The organism is Pseudomonas sp. MF6755 (assembly GCF_016405635.1).
Taxonomy (GTDB): domain Bacteria; phylum Pseudomonadota; class Gammaproteobacteria; order Pseudomonadales; family Pseudomonadaceae; genus Aquipseudomonas; species Aquipseudomonas haemolytica.
This window is the reverse complement of record NZ_JAEKDA010000010.1, coordinates 252,733-265,651: the sequence shown is the minus strand read 5'-3', so window position 1 is coordinate 265,651 and position 12,919 is coordinate 252,733. Positions and strand designations below refer to the sequence as shown.

9 protein-coding genes are annotated in these 12,919 nt (G+C 50.7%); 8 read left to right on the top strand and 1 reads right to left on the bottom strand.

The features are described 5' to 3' along the window. Positions 1–181 precede the first annotated feature (181 nt). Positions 182–763, top strand: coding sequence for a hypothetical protein (locus tag JFT66_RS15830; RefSeq protein ID WP_198859600.1), 582 nt, complete (start codon positions 182–184; stop codon positions 761–763). A gap of 41 nt (positions 764–804) precedes the next feature. Here the strand turns inward: JFT66_RS15830 and JFT66_RS15825 are convergent, their stop codons facing one another. Beyond that, positions 805–1,218, bottom strand: a complete 414-nt coding sequence (locus JFT66_RS15825; RefSeq protein WP_198859599.1) for a very short patch repair endonuclease — start codon at positions 1,216–1,218, stop codon at positions 805–807. Between the two features lie 29 nt (positions 1,219–1,247). On the opposite strand from JFT66_RS15825, the gene JFT66_RS15820 reads away from it, so the two are divergent. The 7 genes from JFT66_RS15820 (at position 1,248) to JFT66_RS15790 (ending at position 12,919) form a co-directional block, all read left to right on the top strand. Beyond that, positions 1,248–2,849 carry a DNA cytosine methyltransferase gene (locus JFT66_RS15820; RefSeq protein ID WP_198859598.1) on the top strand — a complete coding sequence of 534 codons (1,602 nt, stop codon included), beginning with the start codon at positions 1,248–1,250 and terminating at the stop codon, positions 2,847–2,849. Positions 2,850–2,937: 88 nt separating this feature from the next. Further along, the gene (locus tag JFT66_RS15815) at positions 2,938–4,383 is read left to right on the top strand and encodes an ATP-binding protein (RefSeq protein WP_198859597.1); all 1,446 of its coding nucleotides are present in this window, start codon (positions 2,938–2,940) and stop codon (positions 4,381–4,383) included. Between the two features lie 13 nt (positions 4,384–4,396). Continuing rightward, positions 4,397–7,228 (top strand): Z1 domain-containing protein, encoded by a 2,832-nt coding sequence (locus JFT66_RS15810; protein ID WP_198859596.1) that lies wholly within the window; start codon positions 4,397–4,399, stop codon positions 7,226–7,228. After that, positions 7,158–8,225: a PD-(D/E)XK motif protein gene (locus JFT66_RS15805; protein WP_332875117.1), complete on the top strand. Its 1,068-nt coding sequence runs from the start codon at positions 7,158–7,160 to the stop codon at positions 8,223–8,225. Before JFT66_RS15810 ends, JFT66_RS15805 begins: the two co-directional genes overlap by 71 nt. Further along, on the top strand, positions 8,225–10,075 hold the full coding sequence (locus tag JFT66_RS15800; RefSeq protein ID WP_198859594.1) for an AIPR family protein: 1,851 nt from the start codon (positions 8,225–8,227) through the stop codon (positions 10,073–10,075). Before JFT66_RS15805 ends, JFT66_RS15800 begins: the two co-directional genes overlap by 1 nt. Positions 10,076–10,284: 209 nt before the next feature. Next, positions 10,285–12,075, top strand: coding sequence for a hypothetical protein (locus JFT66_RS15795; protein WP_198859593.1), 1,791 nt, complete (start codon positions 10,285–10,287; stop codon positions 12,073–12,075). Between the two features lie 526 nt (positions 12,076–12,601). Beyond that, entirely contained in the window at positions 12,602–12,919 is a 318-nt protein-coding gene (locus tag JFT66_RS15790; protein ID WP_198859592.1) for a hypothetical protein, read from the top strand.

Here is a 12,919-nt window from a genome sequence, read left to right as displayed (position 1 = left end):
TGGGGTCCGGGTGGCGAAAACGTAAGAAATACTCGTCGAATTGATTGTTTTTTGATCATTTGGCGAGTTTAAAAGTTGCGCTAGGTGGTATGCCGGGGAAATACATGGCTACTTCAGACCATCCCTAGTAGATTTCCTGCGCGAAAAGCACGACTCAGAACGCCTGAGCAAGCTGATACAGATGCAGCTGCTTTTCAGCGAAAGATCCAGCACCCCGCTCCCCCCTACGAATACAAATCCATCTGCTGAAAATACAGAGTCTGAGATCAATACAGCCATATCCATCGAAGATGAAAAAACACTGGACTGGGATTGGATACCAGCAGATGAGGCGCAAAAACCAGAAGTAGATGACCAAGTCCTGAGAACACAGGCCGAATGCACACAGGAAACTATAGGCGCCTACCGCACCATAGAACGTGGCGCAGTGATTTCGGACCTCGCCGAATCTCTGAGCGAATCAGTATGGGTCGAAGAGCTTCTTCTCCCTCCACAAGGTCGCACTTCCTCACTTGGGGAGAACACGCTTTTGGAGCGCACGGCAAAACTCGGAACCATCGCATTGGACCTATTGAGATACTTTGCAGACAACCCGGGGGACCGAGCTGCCCACGCTGAATCGGTGCTTGGATACCCTGTCGCGGATATCAACAAACTACTTACGGGCTCCCTAAGCCACTACCTGAAGAGAAGCGGGCCAGGTGGATGGGAATGCCACCCGTGGGCTTTAAGCATTCTAACCGCCCTCGACGAAGTCTTGTGAACGCATCAGAGCGCAGGGATGCTCACTGGCAATCTGCCGCACTACTCAAGAGCCCTCAGGCGCTCAAGCAACGCAAGCAGGGCGGTCTCAGGATGTCTGAGCTCGCACTCCCACAAGACCAGAACGTTCCATCCATCACTCTCCAACCTCTGCAATACCGTCAAGTCTCTTTCAACATTGGATTGAAGCTTGGCCGCCCAGAAATCGACTCGTGTCTTGGGCAAGACAGCATATTTACATCCAACATGGCGATGCCAAAAACACCCATGTACAAAAATACAGACCCTGAGTCTAGACAGTATAATATCCGGTTTTCCCGGCAGGTCTTTGCGATGAAGTCGGAACCGGTAGCCATGGGCGTGCAGAAAGCGCCTGACTGTCATTTCCGGCTTGGTGCCCTTCCCTTTGATGCCAGCCATCATGCGGGATCTTGTGGCGCGGTCGACGACATCCATTTAGTACTTCCTCAAAACAGCGTGGTTTCATGAGTCGTAGCTATCCCATCCAGGTCGTGGATCTCTTTGCTGGCCCAGGCGGTCTCGGTGAGGGCTTTTCCTCTCACTCCAGCAACAATGCTGAGACCTTCGAGATCAAGGTCTCAGCCGAGATGGAGATCTCGGCTCGCTCCACCCTGCGACTCCGGGCTTTCTACCGGCTGCTGAAAAACAAACAACCCGAGGCCCTAGAGGATTATTACAACTTTTGCGAAACAGCAGATGTAGCGGAGCCCTACACAAACAGAAGTCTTGAGGCCTGGAAGCATGCTGACAACGAGGCGCAGCTGCTGGAGCTGGGTACAGAAGAAGGCAACATCCGGCTCGACAGAATGCTGGAACATCGCCTCGACGAAACCAAACCATGGGTTCTGATCGGCGGCCCACCATGCCAGGCCTACTCAATCGTCGGGCGTGCAAGAAATCGCGGAAAACTGGACTATCGAGCAGAGGACGATCATCGACACTTTCTCTATCGCGAATACCTGAGGATCATTCAAAAGAAAAGACCCGCAGTCTTCGTGATGGAGAACGTGAAAGGGATTCTTTCATCGAAAGTAGCTGGCGAGCAGATGTTTCCACAGATCCTGCGAGACCTCGCTGACCCGGACGCAGCATTGGGAGAAAGCGAAAACGGGCCAAAGTACAGGATCTGTTCGCTGGTAGCCGATGACATCTACGAAAGCGGAGCTGATCCGGACAGCATCGAACCAAGCAACTACATCATTCGGGCCGAGAACTACGGCGTTCCTCAGGCCAGGCATCGAGTGATACTTCTCGGTGTTTCCGAGGAGTATCTAAACGCTCTTGGTGATCACAAGCTATTACCAGCCCAAGGACCATCAATAGACAAGGTAATCGGCTGCCTACCACCCTTGCGAAGCACTCTTACCAAAGTAAAGGACTCTCCTGATGTCTGGGCAGATACCGTGCGTGAGCATCTGAGGGAGCTGAACCAAGAGTGCCTTCTACAGGTACCCGATACGCCTGAAAGACTAGGTCTAGCCACAAAACTCGGCATTCTCGCCAGCAGCTACGATGGTAGAGACCTGAACTCGGGAGGATTACGTGTTCTCAAAAAGAGTGCATGGAATGGCGTGACAGGCACCCACCTCGATGGCTGGCTGCTGGATCCTCGGCTCAAGTATTGGCTCAATCATGAAGCACGAGGGCACATGAGCTCCGATCTGCGTAGATACGTTTACGCTACCGCCTTTGCCGAGACATACAAGGACTCGCCCAAAGGCCACCATGACTTCAACCTGCCAGGACTCGAACCAGACCATAAAAACTGGAAGACCGGAAAGTTCAGCGACCGCTTCCGGGTACAGAGATCGGGCATTCCCTCCACGACGATAACCAGCCATATCGCCAAGGACGGTCACTACTTTATTCATTATGATCCCAGACAATGCAGAAGCCTGACGGTCCGCGAGGCCGCCCGACTGCAAACCTTCCCTGACAACTATTTCTTTCTCGGAAACAGAACGCAGCAATTCCATCAAGTGGGCAACGCAGTTCCACCACTTCTGGCTCGACAGATTGCAGATGTTGTAGCTCGCATTATCAGAAACGGAAAAGACACGAGATAGAGTCAATCCAGGCACTACATGCTCGACAGGGAGAGTTCACTTGCCACCGTCATTCAAGAGTCGAAATGCCCCTCCAAAGGCCAGCGCAATGGTCGAGGCACTGCGTGGGCTTGGCTACAACACACAGACAGCACTGGCCGACATTATCGACAACAGTGTAGCGGCAGGTGCGTCGGAAGTCAGAGTCGAACTCATCTGGGCAGAGACAGAGAGTCGAATTATCTGCCTAGACAACGGCACTGGAATGTCAGCAGCCGGGCTTGATCTTGCCATGAGACTGGGCGAGCGAAACCCGCTAGAGGAGCGATCAAAGTCTGATCTTGGTCGTTTTGGCCTTGGACTCAAGACCGCCTCCTTCTCACAGTGTCGCAGGCTGACTGTAGCGACAATCGGCACCGACAACATGCAGTCTCTACGCTGGGACCTCGACTACCTAGCCAATAGCCATGATGGCGGCTGGCACCTTCTAGAGGGCCCCCACCCAGGCTCGGAGAAATGTCTGGAGCCTCTTTCTGATGCAGGCAAAGGAACAATGGTGCTGTGGGAGGAACTAGACAGAATTATTACACCGGGAAGTACGGTTCAGGACTTTCTTAACCTTGCCGACAAAGTGGAGCAGCATCTCGGAATGGTGTTTCACCGATACCTTGAAGGAAGCAGGCCCCGCCTCAGAGTTCTGCTCAATGGTCAGCCCGTAAGGCCCTGGGATCCCTTTATGACGGACCATCCGGGAAAGCCATACAACCCTCCCGTATTCAAACATCCATCCATCAGAGGTATCGAGGCCGAATGTCATGTTCTACCGCACAAGGACATGCTTTCGCCTGAAGACTTCGAGCGCTTGGGCGGCCCTGATGGCTGGACAGCGCAACAGGGATTCTACGTTTACCGCAACGAACGCCTTCTGGTAGCAGGCAGCTGGCTTGGGCTGGGAACCGGTAGATCTTGGACAAAGGACGAAGCCCATCGCCTGGCCAGAATCCGGATTGATATCCCGAACTCTGCAGATGCCGACTGGAAAATCGATATCAGGAAGTCCACAGCACGGCCCCCCATCTATCTTAGAGACTGGTTGACCAGCTTAGCCGAAGCGACCCGTGCCCGCGCCAGACGAGCTTTTGCCCATAGAGGACGACCAACATTGCTTGGCAACAAGCAGGTTGCTGAAGCATGGAAGGTCGAACGGCTCGCCAGTGGAATACGATACAAAATAGATAGCGACCACCCTGCAGTAAGAGACGTTCTGGATGAAGCAGGAACATTGCTCCCCCAGATCAAGGCAATGCTGCGAGTTATCGAAGAAACCGTTCCTGTCCAACGGATATGGATTGATACGGCAGAAAACAAGGATACCCCGTGTACGGGGTTCGAGAAGGCACCATCCAGCGAGGTCAGTGAGATTCTGATGGTCATGTACCGCGGCATGGTCGAGAGGAAGGGATATTCAGCCTCCTCCGCCAAGGAACAACTCCGAGCGACAGAACCCTTCCATGCCTTCCCTTACTTGGTAGATGCTCTGCCTGACAATTTATAAGGAGTCGTAGCGAATGTCCGAGGACAACAAATGGAGTGTGGTCAAAATCGTCCAGGAAATGCTTGCAGACGAACAGGACAAGTCAGCAATTACTCCGACCCTGATTTCGCAAAAGATCGACATGGTGCTGAAGATCATGCCGAACAAGGCAGAAGGGCTCGACCGCACCGCTGTCACTGACGAACTCATTAGACGATTCAGTATCTGGGTTGGTGATGATTCGTCGCTTGTCGATATGGCCGGGCACATACCCTGGCTTACCAGCGAGCGAAAGAAGGAGTGGCGCTACTGGCGGCGATACAGAGAATGGCAGGAGAAGAAACTGCCATGGAGCGCTATAGAAGCACTCGACAAGACAACCGACAACATCCTCTCGATGCTCGAAGATCCGAAACGCGGAGGCTCATGGGATCGTCGCGGTATGGTGGTTGGTCATGTGCAGTCAGGAAAGACAGGGAACTATACGGGCCTGATCTGCAAGGCAGCCGATGCTGGCTACAAGATAATCATCGTACTGGCAGGCCTTCACAACAACCTGCGTTCCCAAACGCAAATGCGACTGGATGAAGGATTTCTTGGCTACGAGACCAGCCCCATTGAGGGTGAAGGCAACGTTGCAATTGGAGTAGGAAAGATTGATCCTTCACCGGCTCTACGCCCGCAGTACGTAACCAATAGGACAGAGACAGGTGACTTCAATACCAAGTTCGTAAAGAACCTTGGCGTATCGCCTGAACAGAAGCCGTGGCTTTTCGTAGTAAAGAAGAACAAGACAGTCCTACAGCGCCTTTTGAAGTGGATTCACAAACATGTGGCTGAAACGACGGACCCGGAGACTGGCCGCCCACTGGTAACGCATCTCCCCCTTCTGATCGTTGACGACGAGGCGGACCATGCATCAGTGGATACAGGAGAGAAAGTTGTCGACGACAACGGCCAGCCGGACCTTGAACACGAGCCAACGGCAATCAACAGCCTCATTCGCCAAATACTGCACTCCTTTTCAAGAAAGGCCTATATCGGCTACACCGCCACGCCGTTTGCGAACATCTATATCCATGAACAAGGCGAAACCACCAAGGAAGGACCAGACCTGTTCCCGGCAGCATTTATCACCAATCTCTCAGCCCCATCCAGTTACGTAGGTCCGTCAAGAGTCTTCGGGCTGGCTAGCGAAAATGGGCGACTCGGTGCGCTCGATCTGGTTCGCCCGGTCACGGACCAATGCTCAGAAGATGGCAAGAGTGGCTGGATGCCTGTTAGTCACAAAAGCAGTCATACGCCCCCAGATATCATGCCGCCCTCACTTATCGAGGCAATACAGGCATTCATCCTTGCATGCACAATTCGACAACTTCGTGGCCAGGGAGCAGAGCACAGCTCCATGCTGGTTCACGTTACCCGCTTCAACCTTGTTCAGCAGCATGTACACGGACAAGTCCACGATTACGTCATGCATTTGAAACAGCGTCTCAGACGACGCATTGATCATCAGGGCGCTCTATCCGAACTGCGTAGCCTGTGGAGCCGTGACTTCCTGTCAACTAGCGACAGCGTTGAAAAGCAAACATCGGAGTCGCATCACCGCACAATTACAGACTGGATTGAGATAGAACAGGCTCTACCGGATCTGCTGGAGCAGATCGATGTGCGCATGATCAATGGTACGGCAAAGGATGCATTGGACTATGCCGACAGCGCCACGGGACTAAAAGTCATTGCCATCGGCGGTGACAAACTGGCACGTGGGCTTACGCTTGAGGGACTATGCGTCAGCTACTTTCTCCGCGCCTCCAAGATGTACGACACACTGATGCAAATGGGCCGCTGGTTTGGCTATCGACCAGGTTACCTAGATTTGTGTCGCCTTTACACCACGGAAGATCTTGTCGAATGGTTCGAACACATTGCCGATGCTGCCGAAGAGCTTAGAGCCGAATTCGACTTCATGATGGATAGCGGCCTTACGCCACGCGACTATGGTCTCAAGGTAGTGTCCCATCCCGTATTGATGGTCACATCACCGCTGAAAATGCGGACGGCAAAAACCCTGCATCTGTCTTTCAGCGGTGACATTGTCGAAACGGTCAGTTTCTTCAAAAACCCTGCAAAGCTCGAACAGAACCTAGGTGCTTTCAACTTCCTTGCCGATAGCTTGGGAATGCCGTCCTTAATCCCTTCTCGGAGCCGAAATGGCCGAAAAGACAACTGGAACGGTGTGAATTGGGTTGATGTTCCGGTGCAGCCGGTAGTCGACTTTCTAAGGTCGTATCAAACGCACCCGGATTCCCGGAAGGTTAGAAGCGATCTACTCGCGAACTTCATAGAGGAAATGAGTCGCATCGGCGAGCTTACCTCTTGGACTGTTGCCGTAATCGGTGGTGGTGTTGCGGAGACGGAGAACGTTGCGGGCTTTCAGATCAAACGCATGAAGCGAAAAAACAAATCTCTAGATACTGACGATAAGTATTCCATTGGCCGCCTGCTGTCACCTCAGGACGAGGCGCTGGATATCGACGAGCCGGCATGGAATGCCGCACTTGAGTTGACGCAGAAAAGTTGGAAACCCGACCCGGGTCGCTCAAGAGGCAGAGAATTGCCTGAGGTTCCAAGCGGTCCCTACATCAGACGTATCCGTGGCCTTGGGGCCGACACCGTAGTCCCCGCCCCCGAAAGAGGGCTGCTGCTGATATCTATTCTCGACCCGGAGCAATCTGACGTTTCAGGCGTTAAAACTCCTATCATTGCATTTGCTATCAGCTTTCCTTCGAGCCATGCGGGGAAATCAGTGCCCTATGTCGTCACAAACCTTCTGTGGGAGCAGCAATATGGCGGCGCTGAGTAGCACCGAAATTCTGAGTACCTGGAGGGCGCTTCCCGGTAACGCATCGATCCCCGGATGGAGAGCCATAGATCTCTTTCAGTCAGGCACCTTTCGAGTAAAAGCCGCCAGGCATGCTCCCGGAAATGAAGAGGCCATTCTGATTGGGTTTTCGAGTGCCAAGTTAGCTCCGACTTCACAGCTACCCCAAGGACAGGGGTTTCGCATGGAAAGAGCGACTCTTGGCGAGACTGCTGGCGAATATCAATGGCTTGCAGTCGTTCGCCAATTTGCGGGCAATCTTGAACTGTTTGCCACTGTTGTGACGGATGTCTGCGGGCTTATTGACTCATCCGATAGCTGCCCTGAAGAGCTGCTGTATCAACGGCTGCTTGGAAGGGTACGCGGATGGCAGGAGTTCATGCGCAGGGGCCGTGAAGGGCTTAGCGTCGAGGCCGAACTGGGGCTTGTAGGTGAGATCTGCCTGCTGCGCTACCTTTTTGATGAAGGCGTACCGCTTTTCTCTGCAGTTGATGGATGGAAAGGACCGCTCGACGGCCTGCATGACTTCCAACTGGGGACAGGTGCAATAGAGGTCAAATCAACAATGGCCACGGAAGGCTTTCCAGTAAGGATTGCCTCTTTGGACCAGTTGGACGACTCCCAGTGCCCGCCACTCTTCCTTGCAGCGCTCCGCTTTGGGTCGAACGAGTCGGGCATAACGCTTCCCGAGTACGTATCGAATACTCGTCATCTTCTGGAGCCCGATCCTGCAGCGACAAGACTTTTCGAGCAGGCACTGCTTCATGTCGGCTATCTGGACATGCAGGCAGAAACCTACACACGTCGTTTTTCGCTAGGCGAGATCAGGATCCATCTCGTGGATTCAGAATTTCCTAAGCTGACACCTTTCAACATCCCTACACCTATTCGCCGAGCGCAGTATGAACTCGACCTGGCATTGCTTCCGGTCGATAACTGCCCTCTTTCGGATGTGCTTGAGAAACTTGGAGTCGTTTGATGGAACTTGTGGACTTTCTGCGAGAAACGCAGGCATCAATCAGAGAAGAAATAGAGAAAGATGTTGCTCCAGGTGCAGCGCCGGTTCCTGCCGAGGCCGTTTTCACCGAGCAGGTAATGACACACATGGCAGATGAAGGCATCACCTTTGAGCCAACGGTCTGTCATTACGAGGCAAGAGTCGGAGGCAGCATCGGCGGGAAAAGCGCGGCCTATAAGGTCAGAATCAGTGGCTACTCGGTGTCCGAAACCACAGACGAAAATGGAAGCCCCGACAGGCTCGATCTTTTTGTCAGTCTCTATAAGGCACTGGACGAAATTGAATCCCTTCCCGACCAAGAAGTAGGCAAGGCGGCAAAAGAAGGCCTGCAGTTCCTCAGGTTCTGCGCAACCGGGCAGCTAGCCGGAAAGCTCGATGAAACCAATGATGCCTACGCTCTGGTAACGGAAGTCGAACGTATCTTCAAGACACTCGACAGCATAAGGATCTTCATAATTACTGACGCGCTGGTCAAAACAAGGACCTACGCCCCCCATGATGTCGAGGGCAAGCAGGTCCGACTTGAAGTCATGGATATTCAGCGCTTGTTTAACCATTGGCAACAAGGCCGACCGCGCGATGAACTAGTAGTCAATTTTCAGGACCTCTGCGGGACAGCGCTACCAAGCGTATGGGTTCCGGGCTCAGGTGTCGACGAGTATGACTATGCTCTGACAGCAGTACCTGGTGAGGCACTACGCTTTCTCTACGAAAAATACGGCCCGCGGATTCTTGAAGCCAACGTACGCTCATTCCTTGGGGTAAACAGCAAAGGGGTGAACAAGGGGATTCGCGACAGCCTGCGAAATAATCCTGACCGTTTCATGGCATACAACAATGGCATCGTTGTTGTGGCCGATGCCGCCAAACTGGACCGTGCTAAAGATGGATCAACGGGCATCCTGTGGCTGCAGGGTATGCAAATAGTTAACGGCGGGCAGACGACTGCCTCTATCTACTTCGCCAAAAAGAAAAATCCTGAGATAGATCTGAGTAACGTACGAGTCCCAGCCAAGATCATCGTGCTGCGAAATGGGCAAGGCGATGACGAAGAGCTGATCTCGAATATTTCTCGCTATGCCAACAGCCAGAATGTCGTCAAGCAGTCAGACCTTTCCGCAAACAAGCCATTCCACCGTGAGCTGGAGAAACTGTCCATGCGCACATATTGTCCGGATGGTGTGGGCCGCTGGTTCTACGAACGATCAGCAGGAAGCTACAAGGTGATGCTGGAAAAGGAGACGACTACACCTGTCCAAAAGAAAAAACTGCAGGCTGCCATCCCGACATTCCGCAAGATCACCAAGCCCGATCTAGCGAAGTTTCTGCTCACTTGGGAGCAAAAACCTCATGTTGTTGGGTTGGGTAGCCAGAAGAATTTTCAGGCATTCATGGATGAGTTAGCCGAACGAGAGGGTGCTGGGGAGAATGTGATCCCGGATCAAGAGCAGTTCAAAGAAATGATCGCAAAGGCAATCCTCTTCAAGTCTGCCCAGAAGATTATCAGACCCATGTTCCCCGCATTCCAAGGAAACATCACGGTCTACACGGTCTCGGTGCTCGCGCTTAAAATGGGTAATAATTTCAATTTTCAACGTGTCTGGCAGACGCAAGCCATTTCACCGCAGTTGCAAAGACAACTAGCAACTTGGGCGCATGAGGTAAATGAAGCACTTCATCGCGGCGCTGGTGGAAAAATGATCTCTGAATGGGCCAAGAAACAAGAGTGCTGGGGACAGGTAAGTGATAACCGCTATTCTGAAGCAGAGAAAAACATCCCAGAGAACTGCACCCCTGAAAATTTAAAATGAGAAAAATAAATCTGAAACTTGGAAGCAGGTGCAACAGATGACTACGTAACAGATACAACCAAAAAAATATCTTAGAAGCGCTAAAAACTTACCTTTTCAAAGACCATCTTATGACAAAAAAAACCGTCAAACAGCTTTATAAACATAACCCAAATAGCCGACTCCAAGACTTCAGTTAATACAAATTTAATTTCATAGGGATACTAAACATGGACCTTTCAGCGGAGCAAAATTTAAGAAATCTAGCCGACTCAGAGCTAATGCAAATATTAGATTTACTCCCTAAAGATCCGATATCAAAAATGACCTTACTCATAGACATGATGAGGTTTCTAGATTATTTGAGCGTATATAAAGACTCATTACCTAAGGAGCAAAGAGCTTCAACCGCAGAGTCAGAGCTATATAGACTTGGCTGGGGAATGGCCATAAAGCATTTTTTTATAGACATCGGAAAGCCGGGAATACCTGTTAGGGAAAGTACTGCCGAAACAAGAAAACTTGCAGCTCAAGTATTGTATCGACTAGGCGCGATTGCCTTCCTAAAAAATATTTCAGACTTGAACTGTACCGGACTAATAGATATCCACACCTCCACTGACCAAATAACAGTGACCGCACGAGAGGAGATCACATATCAACTTATGGATGCACTACAGTCCACATACGCATCTCAAATCGATCTAGCGGTGAGGAAAAACACTACCGGCTTCTCGAATGGATGGAAAGTTTTTAGCTTTGATGACGAATTCGATGAAATAAAAGCAGTTGGTGCATTCTATGGCTTCAATAACTCCAGCCTACACAAAGACGAAAAGATTGAAAATGTAAGAGCACTGATGGAACCATTGTTATTCCCTCATGACTTGGGGCATGGGGTCATGATGGGGTACGGTGCTGACCCTAGAGTTGATAATCATTTCTTCTCCTTTGCCCTTGACTGGATAAGAGAGGCACGAGACCAAGCAGGCCTTCATCCTAGCGTAAAAATCAACGGAATAAGCGCCGTACACATCATAGTCGTCACTGCTGTGGTCATAGCACTGCATACTAAACATATTACATTTGCAGATATAGCACTTCATAAAATAAAGGAAATATCAATACCGCAAAGCCTGACCATCTGGACTACGCGAAATGACCTTATAGATGCAATTATGGCTCATACAAGCTTCGAGAAAGACCTGACATCTGAAATCCTTGACATAATATCTTTTAAAATATCAGACCTTCCCACATTCAAAAGCGGAACTTATATATCACCGCTACTACTTGACATGGGTAATGGCATGCTTCTTCGGCCCGTCTCCAGCATACTCAGAAATCCCTTTCATTCGATTATTGAACTACTCACGCAAAGAGACATGAATATAACCAACGCTATCGCGCTCCCCAGAGAAGAATGGTTTAGAAACCACATTTATTACATGTTCATGGGAAATCGATACAAGCGGGTGACCGGAAACATTAAGCTACGCGATGCAGGGCGAACAATCACTGATCTAGACGGCGCTATTTATGATACTGTTTCAGGAAACCTTGCGCTTTTTCAGTTGAAGTGGCAGGACTATTTTGTTTTTGATGTTAAAAAATTTCGAAGCAAGGCAAAAAATCTTGCTTCCGAGATAGATTCGTGGGGGGAGGCTGTAGAATCATGGCTGAAAGACAAAAGTTCAGATGATCTTGTAAAAACGCTGCGACTGAAGCTTCCAGAAGGAAGATCAATTACCAAAATTTATCTTTTTGGAATCTCTTGGTCGACCTTCCGTGTTCAAGGCTATGGCTACAGTCGCGAGGCCAGCCATATAGCCTGTTGTAACTTTCCAATGTTTCGTCGAGTTCGCTATAGCATTGGAAAAAGCATTGATGTATTTGGTGATATTTTTGAACAACTATTAAAAGAACAAACGCACATAGATGAAAATATAAAAAAAGAGTCATTAGACCTATATCTGCCCGGGATAAAAGTTAGCCTCAAAGACCTATTCTTTAGTTACTGACCCCTCCCAAAAAATCTTGTCTGCGTTATCTGCTCTTGGTCGATTTCTACTTGTCGCCATCGGCAGCTATAGGCAGTTCACTGCCAATCATGATTATGAAGCGTGTTGTCAGATCGACTGCCAAAACGGGTGGCCACGTGGAGCGCCGTATTCCAAGTGGTATTCCAAAAAAAATAAATCTATATGAATTTTATAAATTAATATCTTACCAACCAGATCCCCCCCCCGGCTCCACCAATCGACACACCAGAGAAGCCCGCCCAGTGCGGGTTTTTCTGCATCTGGATGCATGACAAGTGGTTATCGATTGATGCGGACTCTCGCAAGATTCAGCCGCTTTTCAGCAACACCCTCTACGGCGTCCTGCCAAACGAAAGCAATGCCCACTCCCCCAGCCCATCGTAAGCCAGACAGCCAACGCGGCCCTGAAACGAATGAGCTTCAACCCCGGCTATTGAGCGTGACAACCAATCAATCCACGGGTAGCTATCATGGACCTAAGCCCCGATAAACGAGGAAACACTCAATGGACGCTTCCACACTGCAATCACTCAAGCTTGGGATTATTTCAGCCACTGGCCTCTCGAGGGATGCCCTGCATATCTATGTAGGCCTGGCATTGCTGATCGCTGCCAGCTGCATCTCTCGAAAATCCCTGGGTTCCTTCAGCAGTTGGCTGGTGGTGTTGGCGGGGGCATGTCTCATCGAGTTGTTCGATCTTATGGATGATAAGGCGAGCTTGGGATACTGGCGTTGGGCCGCGAGCCTCCATGACATCGCCAATACACTGTTCTGGCCAACGGTGCTGGTCGTGGCCTATCGTTTCAGGTGGATTAAGTTCTGA

Coding starts and splice junctions, on each gene's coding strand:
- JFT66_RS15815 (WP_198859597.1), top strand. CDS start 2,938: ATGGTCGAGGCACTGCGTGGGCTTGGCTACAACACACAGACAGCACTG.
- JFT66_RS15795 (WP_198859593.1), top strand. CDS start 10,285: ATGGACCTTTCAGCGGAGCAAAATTTAAGAAATCTAGCCGACTCAGAG.
- JFT66_RS15820 (WP_198859598.1), top strand. CDS start 1,248: ATGAGTCGTAGCTATCCCATCCAGGTCGTGGATCTCTTTGCTGGCCCA.
- JFT66_RS15800 (WP_198859594.1), top strand. CDS start 8,225: ATGGAACTTGTGGACTTTCTGCGAGAAACGCAGGCATCAATCAGAGAA.
- JFT66_RS15805 (WP_332875117.1), top strand. CDS start 7,158: ATGCGGGGAAATCAGTGCCCTATGTCGTCACAAACCTTCTGTGGGAGC.
- JFT66_RS15825 (WP_198859599.1), bottom strand. CDS start 1,218: ATGGATGTCGTCGACCGCGCCACAAGATCCCGCATGATGGCTGGCATC.
- JFT66_RS15830 (WP_198859600.1), top strand. CDS start 182: ATGCAGCTGCTTTTCAGCGAAAGATCCAGCACCCCGCTCCCCCCTACG.
- JFT66_RS15810 (WP_198859596.1), top strand. CDS start 4,397: ATGTCCGAGGACAACAAATGGAGTGTGGTCAAAATCGTCCAGGAAATG.
- JFT66_RS15790 (WP_198859592.1), top strand. CDS start 12,602: ATGGACGCTTCCACACTGCAATCACTCAAGCTTGGGATTATTTCAGCC.